This window comes from Pseudomonas sp. Leaf59 (assembly GCF_920984685.1).
Lineage (GTDB): Bacteria > Pseudomonadota > Gammaproteobacteria > Pseudomonadales > Pseudomonadaceae > Aquipseudomonas.
The window spans coordinates 1-17,195 of sequence record NZ_CAKLBR010000022.1 but is presented as its reverse complement, the minus strand read 5'-3'; the positions used below and the strand labels follow the sequence as shown (position 1 = coordinate 17,195).

Sequence of the window (17,195 nt, the reverse complement as noted above, 5' to 3'; positions counted from 1 at the left end):
TCAGGGCAGGCTTGGCAGATCACTTACTTCTGCTGGGCTGTCAGCGCCGCATAGCCATTCATCAAGTTGCGATAGTTGGGAATGCGCTGGGATAACAGATTCCCCAGTCCTTCGATATCGTTGCGCCAGTCGCGGTGCAGCTCGCACGCCACCGAGAACCAGTTCATCAGTTGCGCACCGGCCTGTGTCATCCGGCTCCAGGCCGCCTGTTGCACCGTCGTATTAAAGGTGCCCGACGCATCCGTCACCACAAACACCTCGAACCCTTCCGCCAGCGCCGACAAGGTCGGGAACGCCACGCACACATCCGTGACCACACCGGCAATGATGATCTGCCTGCGGCCGGTGGCCTTGATCGCCTTGACGAAGTCTTCGTTGTCCCACGCGTTGATCTGACCAGGACGCGCGATGTAAGGCGCATCCGGGAACATCTCCTTCAACTCCGGCACCAGCGGGCCGTTGGGGCCTTGCTCGAAGCTGGTGGTGAGGATGGTCGGCAGGTTGAAGAACTTGGCAAGGTCGGCCAGCGCAAGCACGTTGTTCTTGAACTCGTTGGGGGAGAAGTCCTGCACCAGCGAGATGAGGCCGGTCTGGTGGTCGACCAGCAGAACGATGGCGTCGTCTTTGTTCAAGCGACTGTAGGTTGGAGTGCTCATGGTTGAAGTCCTTTTTGGTTGGTTGGATGTTTTGTTCAACATGGGCACAGGTTAAAGCGTGGGTGTTGGGGGATAAATCGGGTGGCGGGCGTCTTACTGTCAACTTGAAGGGGACAGTAGGCGGTGGCCGCTTTCTCGTGTATTGAATAGCCAGCAGGTCCGATCCCTTTCATTTGCAGGACGTTTCCTAGAGAATCCCAGCGGCTTGCGCCAGTGAAATCCCGCGACTAGGCTGCGGTCCGTCACTGCCTATTCAGTGATCGGGTTTAGTCGCCCGGATATCGCTAGGCGCACGTGCCATCCCAAATTCAGGTTTCTTCTCGCCTGAACATTATGGTGGCTGTGCGCAGGGCACCTTCGGGTGCGCCGGTGCCTAGCGGCCGGTCGACTAACCTGCGTTCAGCCGCCACCTCTATTCGTTTAGTCGCGAAATGACGGTGGTATCCACTTACTGCTAGGGGTTTTGCTATGGATAACGTTCGTTCGGATTCGCTGTCATCGACTTCAACTAACCCATTCACTGTCAATGAAGAACTGAGCTTTGAAGATGCCTGGTTGCGGGTAGCCGAGCTGCTGCAATGTGCAGTGGCAACTTCGCAGGCGCTCGCACAGCCGGTAGCTGCGCCGCAGCAGGCGGTGATGCATTTGGTGGATATGGCGAAAATGGTGGCGGAGCGGGCTGTGGAGTGCATGCGGCCGGCTTGATGCAACGGCTGGAGTGAGGTTTTTTACAGGCATTAAAAAGCCGGCTTGTGGGCGGCGTTATTGTTGAATTTAGGCCTTATTTTGTTGGCGATTACGGAATCATCTATTTCTGTCCCCCCATTTGTCCCCCCATCTGGAGTGCGCATCTCAAAGTCATCGCTCAACTACTAATGCTGACGCTGAATATCTCTGTGGTCATTGCCCACCGATGAGACACGCGCCGCCTCACTCAGGCAAAATGCACACCATGCAACGAGCCAGAACAAAAGGAACAGCTGCAAATGCCTACATTGACCTGGGTTGGCAAGGATAAAGTCGTCAATCACCATCATGACGTACCATTCCGTGTTCTCAACCGAACCGAGCAGTTCCGTTCGACTGCGGCAGGCGCGCCAACGAATTCCTTTAACAACCGGATCATTCAGGGCGACAACCTGGAAGCCTTGAAGTCGCTGCTGCCCGAGTTCGAGGGACAGGTGGATTGTATCTATATCGACCCCCCTTACAACACTGGTAATGAGGGATGGATCTACAACGACAATGTCAACGATCCAAAGCTGAAAAAATGGCTAGGCCAGGTTGTGGGTAAAGAAGGCGAGGATCTCTCACGCCACGACAAGTGGCTTTGCATGATGTATCCAAGGCTGAAGCTTTTGCACCGTCTGTTGGCTAAGGATGGTTTGATTTTTATCAGTTTAGACGATACCGAGGCCAGCCACGCTCGCGTGATGCTTGATGAAATGTTTGGCTATGGGAACTTCATGGCCGCGATCGCTTGGGAAAAGCGGTACACGCGAAGTAACAATGCCAAACTTTTTTATTCGCTCAAAGACACAATTCTGGTTTACCGCAAAAGCTCGCACCTTACGGAAGTCAAGGAAGGACGGACGGCGAAGGCTGACGCAAATTATAGTAACCAAGATGATGATCCTCGGGGACCGTGGATGACCTCGTCCTACGTTAATCCAGCGACCCGTGAGCGTCGGGCGAATTTAGTCTATGAGATCGAGGCGCCTGACGGTCGGATCATCGAGCATCCGACCCATGCCTGGAAATACTCGTATGAGGAACACTGCAAGCACAAAGCTGAAAAGCGTCTTTGGTGGGGCCAAAGCGGTGACGCGATTTACCCCCGACTGAAGCTGTATTTGTGGGAAGCATCCGGGATGGTTCCTGTTGACCTTTGGTCCTATCGGGACGCGGGAACTACTGATTTAGGGGGGCAGGAGATTAAAAGTATCTTCGGCAGTGCCGTTTTCGATACGCCGAAGCCTACAACCCTAATAGAACGCATACTTAAAATTGCAGCTGCTCCGAATGCAATTGTGCTTGATAGTTTTGCCGGTTCCGGATCAACAGCGCATGCAGTTTTAAAACTTAACGCCGAAGACAAAGGAAATCGGCGGTTTATCCTGATTGAGACCATGGATTACGCTGATACCATCACTGCGGAGCGCGTCAGACGCGTTATGAACGGATATGGTGAGGGAGAGGGGCGAACTCTTCCTCTCGGTGGCGGGTTTGATTACTTCACAATCGGTGAGCCGATTTTTGAATCGGAGGATCAGCTAAACGAAGAAGCTGGGATTCAGGCAATTCGTGATTACGTGGCATATGCAGAAGGTATTCCTAACGAGTATCGGACAGACGTCGACAATCCATTTTCCCCACATGTTTTGGGGCTCAGCCCTGAGATGGCATGGATCTTTAATTATTCTCCGGGAGAAGCTACGTGCCTGAATATGGATTATCTAGCGACTCTTAATTTTGGAGCGGAGAAGCCACCGAGGGCAATTGTTTACGCCGACCGTTGCTTGCTAACCAAGGAATTCATGATGCTTCACGGATTAACGTTCAAAAAAATCCCTCGCGATATAACGAGGTTTTGAACAAATGGAACTTAAAGATTATCAGAACAAAGTGATTTCGGATTTGACAGGGTATCTAGATATCTTGTCTGAGTCTCAAGACTTGCGTACTTCCTTTGCAGATTATTGGAAGCAAAAGGGCATTAGTGCTGAGCCTTACAAAAATAACGTACCTGGCGTTCCACACGTTTGCGCCAAAGTTCCCACAGCGGGCGGAAAAACTTACATTGCCGTAAATGCCCTAAAAAGCATTTTTGATGCCCTGGCTACTAAGCATCCCACTCGGCCCCAAGTAGTAGTTTGGCTAGTACCTACGTTAACTATACTTGATCAGACAATAGAAAATCTAACAGATCCTCACCATCCTTACCGTCAGCGCCTCAATCTTTTATTCAGAAATCGAGTCGCTATCTACGAGCGGGCCGATTTGTTAATGGGCGCTGGGTTTTCTGCTGATACGGTGAAAGAGCAACTATCCATAGTTGTGATGTCTTTTGATAGTTTGCGGGCGAAAAATAAAGAAGCCAGAAAAATCTATCAAGATAACGGCTATTTGGCCTCTTTTCTTAGTGACGGCCATGACGCAGATTGGTTGCTGCCGGATCACGACGCTTCATCTTTGATAAATGTTATTCGAGGGCTAAAACCTGTAGTGGTGGTGGATGAGAGTCATAACGCAGAGACTGACCTGTCTGTGGAGATGTTGGTTAATTTAAACCCCCATTTCATTTTTGACCTCACTGCTACGCCTCGCAATAATAGCAATATAATCAGCTACGTAGATGCCATGGCTCTCAAGAAGCAGCATATGGTTAAACTGCCTGTGATAGTAGCCAATCGAGGAAGCAGAACCGACGTTATCGAGAGCGCGGTAATACTGCGTCGGCAGCTCGAACAGTTGGCACTTGAACAGGAAAAAACGGGCGGAAAATATATTCGCCCGATTGTACTCTTCCAAGCACAACCTCGGACAGGGGAAGATAAAACTACCTTTGAGAAAGTCCGTGAACAGTTAGTGAAAGCTGGAATTCCAGAGGATCAAATCAAGATAAAAACGGCTGAGCTGAATGAGCTGAAAGGTCTTGATTTGATGAGCCGCGATTGTCCTGTGCGTTACATTATTACAATTAACGCTCTCAAAGAAGGCTGGGACTGTCCATTCGCTTACATCCTGGCTTCGTTGGCAGATAAATCCTCAGCGGTAGATGTGGAGCAGATACTCGGTCGCGTGCTCCGTATGCCTCATGTGCAACAACATGGCCATGATCTACTGAATTTGTCATATGTTTTTACGGCTAGTAATCGCTTTTCGGATACTCTTCAAAGTGTTGTAAAGGCGTTGAACCGAAGTGGGTTTTCGAATAAGGACTATCGTTCAGCCGACATCCTTAATGCCACACTAAGTTTGGCGCCGGCGCCATCTACCGCCGATATCTTCGAGTTGCATCAGCCTTCTATAGGCTCAGATCAGGCCCCATCAATTAGTACGACCAATTCGGAAGGTCAGCCGCCGAGTAAAGAGTTAGATGAGGACTGGCCTGAGGTTCCACTGGTCGTCGCGGAAGACAGAGACACGACGTCTATAGCGCCTTCAGCAAGCGATGTGTCTGTTGCTTTTGTAGAGGTCCTCAAGAAACAAGCGACGATAGAAAATAAAGAATTCGAGGCCAAGGCGGCGGTAGCTAGTGATGTGCCGGTCGAGCTGGAGGAAAAAGTGAATCGGCACAAACTCAAAGAAATTTTTAAGGACGACGCACTCTCTTTGCAGATACCGCAGTTTTTTGTGGAAGTTGCAAATAGTGGATGGTTTTCTGAAAAAGATGAAATGCAGCTACTTGAGCGCGATGAGCTGTTGCAAGATTTCCGATTGGACACGGCCGACGCTACAATCAGTTTTGAAGATGTAGTAGCTGAAGTTTATCGAGTCGATCTTGAACAATCGGGAGAGGGTGACTATGCACCAAAACCCTTTAAAGTCGACGCAGCTGGCCGCCAAAAATTTAACAACTTGATTGTTTCACTGTCCCGCGAAAGCCAGATTCGTGACGTTGCTGCTCGGCTCGCTGGCCTGATCGGTAATATGTGGCCGATAACGGACCCTGAGTTACGTAAATACGTTTCTAGAATTATCGAAAGCTTTACTCCAGAGCAGATTCGCGATTGTCTTGATCGTGATGTTGCTTATGCTCGTAAGATAAAGGTCAAAATTGAACAGCTAGCCACCGCGCATGCACAGACGGTTTTCAGTGACATGCTGGATTTAGATAAAATCAAGGTGCTACCTAGTTTCACTATACCCGATTTTATTATCCCATCTGCTAATGCCCCATCGTTACCGAAGAGCCTTTACACTACGGAAGCGTCGATTGGTCAATTTGAGGCACGTGTGATTGAGGCCGTGGCAAATCTAGAGAGCGTTCAATGGTGGCATCGCAATCTATCCAGGGGTAAAGGTTTTCGAATAAACGGGTTTATCAATCATTATCCTGATTTTGTAATCAAGCTGAAGTCTGGAAAGATAATAATTTTGGAGACTAAAGGCGATGATCGGGATAACTCTGACAGCGCTGCCAAACTGAAGCTGGGGAAGCTTTGGGAGGCTAAAGTTTCACAAGGAGGTTATCGTTATATGATGCTGTTTGAGAAAAACGCCATTGAGGGCTCCGAGACGCTCGCCAATGCGTTGAAAAAAATCGCACAACTTTGAAGCTGAGTATTTTGAACAGAACGTCCTAGCTGGAATGTCTGGCTAGACCATTAAAATTAAAGTTGTGATTGTAAAATGTGCTCGATTGCGTTGGTTCAATCGAGCACTCTAAATATTTCAGTCAGATCAAAATGGTAGTTCTTCATCTGCGGGGTCCGCAGGCAGAATGCTTCTCGGCCTGGCTGCGGTTAAAATTGAGTCGCTAGGTAAGCTTCCTTGGTCGATCTGGATGGCTTGTGCCATATCAGCTATCGTTGGTTCGGGCTCGACCCTTACAGCTGCAACTACCACAGGCGCGACGTTTTCTGGGTCCAAGTCGATATAATGATCACCCATCATCATTTCGTAATGCGGTAACTGCTTTGTGACTTTGAATATTTTGAAGAAGATTTTGGTATAGCTAGCAACCATGGGTTCTTCGATTGCAACGTATAGATCGTCGTGGCTGAAATGGGAACCATCATTGACCCAAGAAATTAAAGATTTGCAATGAATCATTTCCTCCCCCTCAAATTGTTCATACAAATTATTGAGGTCGATGCCACCCAGAATTTTAAAATAGTTTTCCAGAATTCTACGCAAAGTGTTTTGTATTGTAAGATTTTGTATTGCGGGTTTTTTTAGCTCAGACCATAGCAATTCGTAAGAAGTTTTTATTGGGTTCGTGGGGCATCGCTCTACTGTCGAGTACATTCCTGGCTTTCGTACAATCCAGAAGCTTTCATACCGAAGCGCAACTGCACGACGATCTTGGTTAAACGTGATTTCTTTGTGAAAATATACGTTGTGGGTCAATACGAATATTTGTTTCAGATTTCCAGTGTTGTCCTTGATTTCGGCGAATAGTTTTTTGATAAGACTGCCAACGATAAAGAGAATGTCGCTATCAAGGCTTGATACTGGATCGTCTATTACCACAATTCGGTCGGTTGTCATTCCACTATTGGTGGGGCTCCCTTTCAGTAGTTGATAAAAGTATAGAAATGTAACGAAGGTCTTTTCCCCCTCGCTGAGAGTGTTTTTAGCGTCAGTACCATCAGCCCTGACTAACTTATAGGAACTTCCAGTTGAAGCTACTGCTAGTGAAAATCCTTTGAATCCAAAACTTTTCAATAGGTGGTTAATTGCCGTTACCGTCGGCTGAATACTTGTCGTTGTTTTTTCAAGTTCCTTGATTTCTGTGTCTTTATCTTTGATTTCCGTGTTTACTTTTTCAATTTGTATTTCAAGTGCAGATGTGGCCTTGATCAACGAATCTCTTTTCTTGTCATAGTCAGCCAAGGCATCCTTAAGCTCTACTTCAAGAAGGTATTTCCAAATCTGGTTGGTTAGCTTTTTCTGCTCAGTCGTGAAACTAGCAACAATTCTGTTCTGCTCGGCGATTTTGTTGTTGGCGGTGTCGATAATTTTCGCTAAATCAATTGTTACTGCCTCGATCGGTTCTAATTCGACGCTGGAGCTAGGCTCGGTTTTTTTACTTTCAATTTTCTGCTGGTTGATGGTGATGAGCGAGTTTAGCAGTCCGAGTTGAAGCTCAAGTTTTTCTTGATCTATAAAATCCGATTTTAAATCAATAATGCGAGCTGCTTGCTGATTTAAGGACTCTGCACTCAAGTTATAGGAGCTCTGTAGCGTGTTAACCGAGGATGTATCAGCTTCGAAAGTTTTGTCGAAGTACTCGTTAAGGCTGCGTTCAAAGTCTTTAGATGTTTTTTGTTGGCAGAATGGACAGTTGTCTTCATTTTCCTTGAAGTATTTTACGCCTTGACGGACCCAGTCACTGTTGTTGAGTTTTTCAATCATCGAAGCGATATCAACATCACTTTTCCCCAGGACTTTCTTCTTCAGAATAGGGGCGCTTTCAAGCTCAATCAGTGTATTGACAGTTATAGAGGGGATTATGCTTACGAATTCGGGCGCATCGCCATACAGCAATTTTGCTTTTTCTTTAAGGACTTCAATTTCAACCAAGTCCGAAGTATTTGACTTGTGTTCTGTCAATACTCTGGCCTTGAAGTTGTCTGAGTTATTCCTCAGTCCTGTGAATGCGCCTTGGAAGGCGCCGTCGTGTTCTCGCTTCTGGGCCCAACACTTTTCCTTTAGATCTGTTTCAATAGCTGTAATTTCGGCTTTCTTACCACCGGCACCATTCGTTCCGGTTAGAGTTTCTTGATGTCTATCTCGAAGGACAGTCAGTTTGGTTAATGCACTCTTAGCGGCGGCAATTTGATCAATATGTGATTGTTCTGCCTCACCTAAAGTAAAGACTCCCTTGAGGTCCACTACTGAGGTGAAGTTCTTTTCAATAAACTCATTGTTGTACACCAAAGCCTGAAGCGGAGTATTTCGTCGCCACGTTACCTGAGAGGTTGGTGAAATTGAAGGGTCGTTGATTAAACGGCTGATACTGGTCTTGCCCGCTCCGTTAGCGCCATAAAAGAAGTTTATCTCCTTTAGGTCAGTTATCGCTTCTGGCGTACTCCCGTAGGTGGCGATATTTGCAAGGCGTATTGACTCGATCATTTTTCTCTCCCTTTTTTGAGAAGCCAGACTTGCGGTAGACGACGCTTTTTGGGGACCATCTTTATTTTTTCTGAGACCAATCGTGAAGCGGGCGCCGCATGCCAAACTACGCTTTGCGCATAAGGTCGTCTATAAGTTTTGAAAAGCGGCGATGCGTCCTGTTAGGCTCTGCACGAAATCTCCAAACCACCAGAGCCTGAGCTCTGAGATTCGGTAGGGTCCGCTATCATCGAAGGCAGGACGCAAAGATGTCGAGGCGGTACAAGGTTTCCGTCGCATCCTGTGTGTTGATTGCTGATTTTTTAAGCTGCGTCGGCGCAATGGCTGAAATACCGGCAGCGCAACATCCGTTAGCGCATGTTCGTTTGGCTCAAAGCGAGCTGCTGTATCGTCACTCTCTTGTAATGCTCGCGAAAAGCTCTGCCCGATATCCTTGCTAGCCTGTGTTGGGCGGTGTCTACGACTAACTGTAGTGGGTTGAGTACGAGAAGACGCTGTATTGTGCACGGCCAGTACGTAAGTCTCTTTGAGCTATCCTCCGGACTTATGCACTGGGACCGCCTAGTGTTTCTTTAAATTAATCTACTTAAAGTATTTTTTGTTTAGCCCCAAAAGTTTCATGCGTTTGTCAAAACACAATGGAACACTTTGACAGCTCCCGCCAGCACTTTTGACGTCTTGCTCTATTACTACCGGAAGGTATTTAGGCAAATCTTCATCTTCTATTTCTTTGTCATCAATTGAGCAATTAAAGCTGGCAGTCGGCATGCAAACCACATCGGGAAGAGTCTTAACCGATTTAGTATCTTTAGCTGCTTCAGCAGCTGCGAAGTGTTTTCCGCCAAATCCCGGTCCTGTTCCACTTTTATACGATACTGGATTACCTTGAGTGTCAGTTCCCAAATACCAGCCAAAAGTATAGTGATAACTTCCCGCTGGCGCATTTCCCGCAAAATTCCCCGAGTTTGAACAAACTCCCTGATCGTCACACATCGCATTTTGTTGACTGCTTATGCTCTCAACACGTTGCTGGCCTTGCTGGTCTGTGTAGACGTTGCTGATCCGGACCGGGGTATTAGGGACGCGGCAATCCCATTCTTTGAGCCCATAATACTGGTCTATCCGAATTAGAGTACAAGCTGCTACATCGTCTTGAGCCTGTGCTGCGCTGCCAAGAATCATCAAAAAAGGGAGCAGGACAAGTGCTGAGCGTTTCATGGGAGTCTTCCTTGTAAAGTTAGAAATGAGCGAAGTCTTGATGCATATCCGAGGGGTTTGCCTTGTCTCAGAGACCCGCTGAGGTGCGACGCTAATCCCGATACTACCAAAACGGTAGTATCGAGCGAAAGACAAGCAATCACGATGCCGTTTTGGCAAATGGGTTGTGTGCATGTCAGTCTTGGGAAAGCGCATCAAGCAGGCCCGCGTGCAGGCAGGCTTATCGCAGGAGCGGTTAGGTTTGGATGCTGGTCTGGATGAGATGTCTGCGAGCACTCGCATGAATCGCTATGAGCTGGGAAAGCGGGTTCCAGCTCCTGACTTTGTCGAGCGTTTGAGCAAGGTGCTCAACGTACCGGCAGCATTTTTCTATGCCGTTGAGGATGATGAGGCGGAGTTGCTGGTCAAGTTTCATAAGCTTCATGCGTTGGGACGCGTGGAGCTAATGAGTCGGTTGGATGAGATGCTTTTCGCTGCGCCCTCAGACTGACATTGTGGGTGCCGGGTCCCCGGCCTTTCTGGCTATAACTTCAAATATTACACATGAGACCACCACCGCGATCAGCAAGGGCCAAAAGCGCGCCAGGATGAACACAAGCAAAACTGCCAAGACACAGCTCGCCAGTATTCCGAAAAACACAAAAAGTAGACCGATAAAGCGTATTACATTCATCGCGATTTCCTTCAGGTATAGAGCTGCTTGAGCGGAAAGTGCTCAAGCAGCAGTGCTGGGGATAACGTTAGGCTACCAATCGAAGAGCAGAGTCGAGGGCGCGTTGTTTGATTGCAGCACCCTGACCGAACCACGCTGAATCTACCCGGTACTCTGAGCTCATGGCCCTGCGCTCGTGATCAACGTATTCAGTCACGGCGTTCAACAGACCCCATGCGGTGCCACGAGCCGATTCCAGGTCAGACCCCCGGCCTTTTCCTTCGTATAGGCTTTGCACCTTTTCCATTGCCCGTTTATTTGGCAGCACTTCGGGGATGGGGTCCCCAGAGCCGGTGTCGCACAGTACTTCCATGAAAAAGCCCATAGCCTCATGCCACTGTACTTTGCGTGCGGCGAGCATGTTCATTCGGTACATGAATTCGTCCCATTGCGAGACGGCGATGCCCAATTGTTTCTTCACTGTCTGTGGAACAAAACGTGTGCTGTGTGGGACCTTGATGGCGTGTGTGGCTCCATCCAATGCAACCGCCAGTGTGTTGTTGCAAACCACGCGAATGCTGGTAGGTGTTGCCGTGGTGGCGAGCGTGCCGTCGCAAGAGGTTGCCAGTAGTAGATAGCCGTTTACTTGATCGTTTCCTTTCAGAGTGCTCGTATGCCCTGTCCTGGCGAGAGCCCAGAATTTGCGGCCTCCTTTCAATACACCTGCCGTTTCCAACTCATACCCTGATACCTCAGTGAGATCTCGGTAGAACTCCAGCACTTCGCCAGGCTGGACCACTTGATAACGACTGGAAACCACCGACAACGGAGATTTTGTGTCGGAACGATAAAGGACTTTCTGCTCTGAAAAGGAGTGAATCGTGCTCAGGTGTCCGACGGCATCGGCTTTGAAATGTACGGGGCTTTCCTCGATCTGCCAGCTCATCCCGGCTTCTCGCTGCCATATCTCCAGAGGTTGCTTCGGCGAAAGACTGGAGCCCAAGCCGTGCCAGGGTGTTGCACCGCTGTACGCCATTTGTTCGATAAGGTGTGTCATGCAATGTCCTTAAAGTTATTGCCACAGCTCATCCTCCATACAGACTCATAGGGGCGACCGACGGTGGCGTATTTTTTAACGGGATGTGGAAACGTTATGGAGCTGGTGAGACTTAGGGCCCAGCCCTTATTTAACGGTGTCTGGCGAGGTTCAAGCAGCTTTGGCAGGCAATGGGAGATAGCGTGTTTTGAACGCTGTTATTTGCGTTGGTAAAGCTGGCAGCTTCCCTAGAAAGTGCGTGAAGGAAAGCTCCAGCGAACCCGGTGAATGGGCTGTTTCTGCTCAGCTTAGATTTCACGTCCTTTCCGTCAGCGATAGCCCGCAACGTGGCACCAGCCAGCGAAATAATTGAGAAAATTTTCCGAGAGGGTGTGTTCGAAGCTCTTGGATTTGGACTGCATGATGGGCAACTGAGTGGCATGCCTGTGCTCCTGTTGAATGGACAAATAGGTCTTGAGAGGCCTGCTCTTTGCAGGTTGGTTGCTGACGAGGATGCCCAAAAACTTGGACTCTCCTGTTCATGATGTGTGGCTGAGATTTTTTGCGTTGTTGCTTGGATCGGTTCTGGGCAACAACCGAGCTCTAGCATTGCAAGATGGGTTTTGAGCAACGCTGGGCCAGATCTGAAGCCATCGACCTCGTTGGCCGGTGGTGGGGAAGGGGGAGTTAGGGGCAAGGATTTGCTGCCTCGTGATGATGGCTTCGTGTCTCATTTCCAATGGCCCAAATCGTGTATTTTTTTAATTCGAGAAGAGCACAACCACGCCTGTTGATGTGCCGGTAGAGTTTTCTCTCCGCAACGATACGAGGTAGGCAAATGATGAGTTCAGATACCCCACCAACCGCCAGAATTTTGAGGCTCACACAGGTCCGCGAGCGTTTGGGGCTCTCACGTTCAACCATTTATGATCGGCTCAACAATCGCTCTCCTCGCTACGATGCTTCATTCCCTAAGCCCGTGAAAATAGGGATCTCTGCCGTAGGTTGGATCGAATCCTCGCTGAACGAATGGATAGGCAATCGCCCTAGCTGTTGACACCGTAAATCGAGTTGATCGAGGAGGTGGGTTTTGGCACTAACTCTTTAAGTTATAAATTTTTTAGCTATTAGTATTTACTAACAATTTTCCAGTCAAAGCGCCACCGCTATAGGCATAAGCCTTCAGGCGAGTTCTGGTTCATTTGTTATTGTTAATATGAATAAAAGAAATGCGTCTATAAAACTAATCTTGATAGCAGTCGGAAGGAATGGGGTTGGCCATGTACTCGGAAAATGAAATGGCACTATTTGCATCTTGTTATAAGACGGGGGGGAGTAATGCGGGTGGGGGAGAATTAGCTGTTCGTGTGCTAGGTGATGAGTGGCATGTTGCAGATTATATTTGCACGATAGAAAAAGTGTTGAAAAAAATAATATCGACTAAGAGTCCTTTGTTTTATGTGGTGCCGATTGGTCGGTCCGGTGGTCATAGATTGAAGATGAGTGAGCTCGGAGTTAAGTTCATTAATCTTCTACAGGCTGAACTTAAGTTGGTGTCCAGGAATTTCCCTTACTATGAATTTAACCCGTATGTTTCTATCTTCTTTGATGTTGCCTACAAACTTGAGCTAAATAACTTGGCTTGGGAGCTAAGGGGTAAGCTTGTACCAAACCTTACCTTGTCTGTGGCTACCCTAAATACAGCTATTGAAGAGCTTAGGCGCCTAGGTAAGGTGGAGAGATTTAAGGCTAAATTAAGAAATTTCCGTCGTGTTGCGGATAAGAATTTTATTGAGGTTAAAAGATATATAAACGGGATGTTCTCAGTTTATTCGCGGCTTATGGTTGTTCGTCTTGATCTCGGATACAGTAGGACGCTAGCAGATATAGACGTCGAAAAAGAAGTTGAGCACAGGAATGTAAGTAAAGATAGAGTGGAGTTTTTTAAGGCTTTAAATAAGTTGGCAAAAGATAAGATGGTCGGTTTTGTTTGGAAATTAGAGTATGGCCTGGATAAATTTTATCACTACCATTTGATGTTGTTTTTCGACGGGTCTCAGGTCCAGGAAGATGTCATGTGGGCCAAGCGGGCAGGAGAGATCTGGGTCAGCGAGGTTACAAACGGTGATGGTGTTTACTTTAATTGTAATAGTAAGAAATATCTTTACAGAGACTGCGGAATTGGAATTGTAGAGCATCATGATCAAAAAAAACGCGAAAACTTAATGCTGGCTGCCTCTTACTTAACGAAGCCCGACTATTATTTGCGAATGGTTCTCCCGGGAAAATCTCGAGCACTCGGTAAGGGATTAGCGCCTAAAATACCAGCTAAGAAGATGGGAAGGCCCAGGTCACTTGTTCAAGCCTCATAAAAAACAACTCAAGCCTAGCACTGGCTTGAGTTGTTTTTTTATGAGGTGAAGATCAAGATTTAAATCCAAACTCTTTGAATATATCATCATGGATAATCCACTTTCTTATGGTTTTTCCAGCATTGTCCCCTGAAAGGATGAACTCTTTATTTGATTGAAGCTCTTTCATGATGGAGTTAACGGCATCTGTTGCTGTAATCCAGTTGCTCGTTGATCGTTTGGCCGTTAAGAGTTTCTTGATTAGCAGCTTTACAGCGTCATAACGTTTAGCTGCTTTTATTCCGCCAGTTGAGTTGCTTGTTTTCTTTGATTGATTTTTTTCTTGTCGGATTGTCGCCATCTCTTTTTCTGCGAGTGTCCCGCTTAGAAATAAGGCCTCGGCAACGTAAGACCAAGCCTTTTCCGTTTCTCCCTCTTCCACAGCTAGGGTCGCCATTATGGTCAGCGTAAGCGAGGCGTAATAAAAGTACTCATAAGAATTTCTCGCGAGCCCTAGCGTATGTTTTACCCAAAGAACTTCGATCTTGTTGGTGAACTCGGGATTCATTCTTATGTCATTTTCTATTTCTTTTTTGAGTCGGTTGAAATTGGTTTTCTTGTCGATGAGCTTGGTACTCTCATCAAGTAACTGGAAATTCTTTTCAATTGCGTCTCGTGGAGTTCGGTGGGCTAGTGCTTGATAAAATTCTTCAGTTACGCCTAGCCCCGTTGTTTCATTTTTTTTAGGCTTCGGCGCGGCTACTTTTTTGTCAATGGTAGGCATCTAAAGTCCTGGTTTTTTGACCGCATAGTTAGTTTTAATTGCTGTTTGTCAAAGTTGTTATTCCGCTGTGGCGCTGGTTTTGCTTCCCATAAAGCTTGCCCAGTCGGTCATCAATGCTCTGCGTTTGTCTAGAAAATCTGAGCGAGAGTACGCCCCTTCAGTTTGGTCACGTTCATCATGCGCCAGAGCCATCTCGCAAACCTCCCGTGGGTAGTGAGTGCATTCACCGGCCCAGTCTCTAAATGAGGATCGAAAGCCGTGTCGGGTGATGTGTTCGTACCCGATGCCATGCAGGAGCGTCCGTACTGCGTTTGCGTGCATGACTCCTGTCTTGCCCTGGCCTGGAAATAGAAAGGCGCTTCCTTCATCTCGTGGAATGCTCTTCACCAGCTTTACGACTTCCTCGGCAAGCGGAATTACGAAAGCTACCCGCATCTTCATTCGCTCACCTGGCAGCGACCAAGTCCCAGCTTCTAGATCGAACTCATCCCAACGAGCGAACCTGACCATGTGCGCGCGTGCGCTAGTCATGATCAACAGTTGAGCGGCCCAAGACGGAGGCGTGGGGTTTGCCCTGAGTTTTATCATCAGATCCGGCACATCCTGCCAGCGCAACGCTTCAAAGTGCTCGCGCTTCCGGGCCTTCTTCTTCTCAGCACGGCTCAGCAGGTTGTCTAAATGCCCGCGCCAGCGAGCAGGGTTCTCCCCCTGTCGCAGGTTGCGTGCCTTCGCGGCGTCCAAAACTTGCTCAATTTGCCCACGTACCTCATCGGCGGTTCGCGTTTTGGTAGCCCAGATGGGTTGCAGCACCTTGAGCACTTCGGGAGTACCGATGTCTTCGGCTGACAGCTTGCCTATGTGATTAAACGCATACAGCTCCAGCTTCCGCAGCCACCCTTTACGCCACTTCTCCGACCACGCCGCGCCGTGAGCATCACGGTATTCCGTTGCGAGCGTTTCAAATTTCAGTTGCTTGGCTTCACTTACTCGCTCGGCTTCCCGTTGAGCTGCACGCTCTACGTCTCTGGCTGCCAGAGGATCGATGCCATCGCTCACTTGAGTGCGTTTGGCGCTGGCCGCGAGCCTGGCCTTTTTGAGAGTCACTTCAGGGAATGAGCCCAAGCCCATCTCTCTACGGCGACCTGCCAGTTGGAAGCGAAGTGTCCAGGATTTAGTCCCGCTAGGTTTGATTTCCAACCGTAGCCCATCACCATCTTCATAGGTGCCGGGATCGGTCAGGTTTTCGACTTGTTTCGGATTCAGCTTACCCATTGGATTTCCCCTGTCGTCCGCTTTGTCCCCCCACCTGTCCCCCCACTTCATCGTCGGATGAGGTCGAATGGCGTTGAACACCATCGGACAGGGGAATCCCTTGAACCCCCGGAATAGCTAAGCTATCAGGAAGATTCTTGGATGGGATAGGATTATTTCGGACAATTAAAAAGCCGGCTTGTGGCCGGCTTCTCGCTGACTGCTTCGGCTTGCTTCTGACAAACCTCACCAGCCTTCAAATCGCTCAGCCCACATCGAGTCGGGCTGAATAGTCGGGGCATCCGCGGGAACTCCTCCGCATCGCCTGGCAGGATAGATAGCGCAAAGCCACCCCCTGCCAAATGTGCGGCGGATGATACCCACATTCACCTCAGTTGCCCACCTCCGGATCCGATTTAGAGCCTTCCCAGCCCAATAAGTGATCGTCCAGCGGCACTGGTGGGCGGCGGTTATTCAGGGTGGACCACCAGAATACCCAGCCCACGATCAGGAAGTTCTGTTCGAAGCGCTCATCGTAGGTGAGGTATTCATCCGGATGCTCGGCGGCATTGTGGCTGCGCATTCGCAATCCGCCGCCGGGCCGGTTGTAGAGGTATTTGATGCGCAGCATGCCGTCATGCTCCACGGCGTAGATTTCGCCGTTGATGATTTGGGTGCGGCCTCGGTCGATGGCGAGGGTAGCGCCTTGCTGGATGATGTCGATCATGCTGTTGTCGACCATGTAGGCGCCTACCGCACGGTCGGGGTTTACGTTGAGGGCGTCAAGGGTGTGCAGGGAGACGCGGATGCGCTCGGTGGAGGTGAACGTGGGGTGGAGGGGGAGTTCCACGTCGAGTTTTTCCGGGAGACAGGCTGGGCCTGTGAGGTATTTTCCGCTTTCCTCGCGGACGTAGGTGAGTCCTTTCGTGGTTCCCGGGCCTTCCAGCAGGAAGTTGGCCGGTGGGTGTTTGGAGCCTTTGCCAGTGCGCAGCCAACGGCTGGAGACGCATAACAGCTCTGCGATCTCGTTGAGTCGGCCCATGGGCACGCCGCGTTTGAACCAGTTGTTCACGTGCTGGGGCGTGACGCCGCGGTTCTTGGCGAAGTCGGAGGCGGAAAGATGAACTTCCCTTAATAGTGCTTTTAAACGATCACCTGATGTATTCATAAACGCAGAGTTTACTGGCCAAGAAAACCAATCAAATAAACCATGCGTTGAATTGCGCCTGTAGGTTTTTACTTAGTTGTGGCCTGATTTTTCAACTTTATCGGTTTGCTAAACTCTGTTTGTTGTTAGTTGAACTTGACGTTTAGGTGCGTGTCTAGTCCTGAAATAGGTTTACACCTGTTTCAGTCTCAAAACGCCTGATGCACCGCATCGGGCGTTTTGTATTTCAGGGATAAGTGCGGCCGCTCCCCGTTGTAGATCAGCACCGACTCATCC

General features: G+C 48.7%; 13 protein-coding genes. 6 read left to right on the top strand and 7 right to left on the bottom strand.

Features of this window, described 5'->3' with window-relative positions:
- Nucleotides 1–23 precede the first annotated feature (23 nt).
- On the bottom strand, nucleotides 24–656 hold the full coding sequence (ycaC, locus tag LUB09_RS20130) for an isochorismate family cysteine hydrolase YcaC (RefSeq protein ID WP_057010158.1): 633 nt from the start codon (nucleotides 654–656) through the stop codon (nucleotides 24–26).
- A gap of 468 nt (nucleotides 657–1,124) precedes the next feature.
- On the opposite strand from ycaC, the gene LUB09_RS20125 reads away from it, so the two are divergent.
- The 3 genes from LUB09_RS20125 to LUB09_RS20115 all read left to right on the top strand — a co-directional run bounded on the left by LUB09_RS20125 (nucleotide 1,125) and on the right by LUB09_RS20115 (nucleotide 5,936).
- Complete coding sequence (locus LUB09_RS20125; protein WP_231423529.1) at nucleotides 1,125–1,361, top strand: hypothetical protein; 237 nt, start codon at nucleotides 1,125–1,127, stop codon at nucleotides 1,359–1,361.
- 281 nt (nucleotides 1,362–1,642) lie between these two features.
- Entirely contained in the window at nucleotides 1,643–3,250 is a 1,608-nt protein-coding gene (locus LUB09_RS20120; RefSeq protein WP_231423528.1) for a site-specific DNA-methyltransferase, read from the top strand.
- 4 nt (nucleotides 3,251–3,254) lie between these two features.
- Nucleotides 3,255–5,936 carry a DEAD/DEAH box helicase gene (locus tag LUB09_RS20115; RefSeq protein ID WP_231423527.1) on the top strand — a complete coding sequence of 894 codons (2,682 nt, stop codon included), beginning with the start codon at nucleotides 3,255–3,257 and terminating at the stop codon, nucleotides 5,934–5,936.
- 126 nt (nucleotides 5,937–6,062) lie between these two features.
- Here LUB09_RS20115 and LUB09_RS20110 read toward each other — a convergent pair whose 3' ends face one another.
- Together LUB09_RS20110 and LUB09_RS20105 are read right to left on the bottom strand one after the other, a co-directional pair.
- Nucleotides 6,063–8,459, bottom strand: a complete 2,397-nt coding sequence (locus LUB09_RS20110) for an AAA family ATPase (RefSeq protein WP_231423526.1) — start codon at nucleotides 8,457–8,459, stop codon at nucleotides 6,063–6,065.
- 582 nt (nucleotides 8,460–9,041) lie between these two features.
- Nucleotides 9,042–9,677 (bottom strand): hypothetical protein, encoded by a 636-nt coding sequence (locus LUB09_RS20105; RefSeq protein WP_231423525.1) that lies wholly within the window; start codon nucleotides 9,675–9,677, stop codon nucleotides 9,042–9,044.
- 172 nt (nucleotides 9,678–9,849) lie between these two features.
- On the opposite strand from LUB09_RS20105, the gene LUB09_RS20100 reads away from it, so the two are divergent.
- Entirely contained in the window at nucleotides 9,850–10,167 is a 318-nt protein-coding gene (locus LUB09_RS20100; RefSeq protein WP_231423524.1) for a helix-turn-helix domain-containing protein, read from the top strand.
- Between the two features lie 250 nt (nucleotides 10,168–10,417).
- On the opposite strand, the gene LUB09_RS20095 is transcribed toward LUB09_RS20100, so the two are convergent.
- Nucleotides 10,418–11,386: a DUF932 domain-containing protein gene (locus LUB09_RS20095; RefSeq protein WP_231423523.1), complete on the bottom strand. Its 969-nt coding sequence runs from the start codon at nucleotides 11,384–11,386 to the stop codon at nucleotides 10,418–10,420.
- A gap of 817 nt (nucleotides 11,387–12,203) precedes the next feature.
- Between LUB09_RS20095 and LUB09_RS20090 the strand changes: the two genes are divergently transcribed.
- Nucleotides 12,204–12,422, top strand: coding sequence for a helix-turn-helix transcriptional regulator (locus LUB09_RS20090; protein WP_331282173.1), 219 nt, complete (start codon nucleotides 12,204–12,206; stop codon nucleotides 12,420–12,422).
- A gap of 223 nt (nucleotides 12,423–12,645) precedes the next feature.
- The gene (locus tag LUB09_RS20085) at nucleotides 12,646–13,737 is read left to right on the top strand and encodes a YagK/YfjJ domain-containing protein (RefSeq protein ID WP_231423522.1); all 1,092 of its coding nucleotides are present in this window, start codon (nucleotides 12,646–12,648) and stop codon (nucleotides 13,735–13,737) included.
- Nucleotides 13,738–13,789: 52 nt separating this feature from the next.
- On the opposite strand, the gene LUB09_RS20080 is transcribed toward LUB09_RS20085, so the two are convergent.
- The 3 genes from LUB09_RS20080 to LUB09_RS20070 all read right to left on the bottom strand — a co-directional run bounded on the left by LUB09_RS20080 (nucleotide 13,790) and on the right by LUB09_RS20070 (nucleotide 16,919).
- On the bottom strand, nucleotides 13,790–14,500 hold the full coding sequence (locus tag LUB09_RS20080; RefSeq protein ID WP_231423521.1) for a hypothetical protein: 711 nt from the start codon (nucleotides 14,498–14,500) through the stop codon (nucleotides 13,790–13,792).
- Between the two features lie 57 nt (nucleotides 14,501–14,557).
- Nucleotides 14,558–15,772 carry a tyrosine-type recombinase/integrase gene (locus tag LUB09_RS20075; protein ID WP_231423520.1) on the bottom strand — a complete coding sequence of 405 codons (1,215 nt, stop codon included), beginning with the start codon at nucleotides 15,770–15,772 and terminating at the stop codon, nucleotides 14,558–14,560.
- Between the two features lie 370 nt (nucleotides 15,773–16,142).
- On the bottom strand, nucleotides 16,143–16,919 hold the full coding sequence (locus LUB09_RS20070; RefSeq protein WP_209985258.1) for a LexA family transcriptional regulator: 777 nt from the start codon (nucleotides 16,917–16,919) through the stop codon (nucleotides 16,143–16,145).
- Between the last annotated feature and the right edge of the window lie 276 nt (nucleotides 16,920–17,195).

Bases quoted from the DNA above. Each gene is read 5' to 3' on its own strand.
- LUB09_RS20110 (WP_231423526.1), bottom strand. From the start codon at position 8,459: ATGATCGAGTCAATACGCCTTGCAAATATCGCCACCTACGGGAGTACG.
- LUB09_RS20120 (WP_231423528.1), top strand. From the start codon at position 1,643: ATGCCTACATTGACCTGGGTTGGCAAGGATAAAGTCGTCAATCACCAT.
- LUB09_RS20100 (WP_231423524.1), top strand. From the start codon at position 9,850: ATGTCAGTCTTGGGAAAGCGCATCAAGCAGGCCCGCGTGCAGGCAGGC.
- LUB09_RS20115 (WP_231423527.1), top strand. From the start codon at position 3,255: ATGGAACTTAAAGATTATCAGAACAAAGTGATTTCGGATTTGACAGGG.
- LUB09_RS20085 (WP_231423522.1), top strand. From the start codon at position 12,646: ATGTACTCGGAAAATGAAATGGCACTATTTGCATCTTGTTATAAGACG.
- LUB09_RS20095 (WP_231423523.1), bottom strand. From the start codon at position 11,386: ATGACACACCTTATCGAACAAATGGCGTACAGCGGTGCAACACCCTGG.
- ycaC (WP_057010158.1), bottom strand. From the start codon at position 656: ATGAGCACTCCAACCTACAGTCGCTTGAACAAAGACGACGCCATCGTT.
- LUB09_RS20080 (WP_231423521.1), bottom strand. From the start codon at position 14,500: ATGCCTACCATTGACAAAAAAGTAGCCGCGCCGAAGCCTAAAAAAAAT.
- LUB09_RS20090 (WP_331282173.1), top strand. From the start codon at position 12,204: ATGATGAGTTCAGATACCCCACCAACCGCCAGAATTTTGAGGCTCACA.
- LUB09_RS20105 (WP_231423525.1), bottom strand. From the start codon at position 9,677: ATGAAACGCTCAGCACTTGTCCTGCTCCCTTTTTTGATGATTCTTGGC.
- LUB09_RS20075 (WP_231423520.1), bottom strand. From the start codon at position 15,772: ATGGGTAAGCTGAATCCGAAACAAGTCGAAAACCTGACCGATCCCGGC.
- LUB09_RS20070 (WP_209985258.1), bottom strand. From the start codon at position 16,919: ATGAATACATCAGGTGATCGTTTAAAAGCACTATTAAGGGAAGTTCAT.
- LUB09_RS20125 (WP_231423529.1), top strand. From the start codon at position 1,125: ATGGATAACGTTCGTTCGGATTCGCTGTCATCGACTTCAACTAACCCA.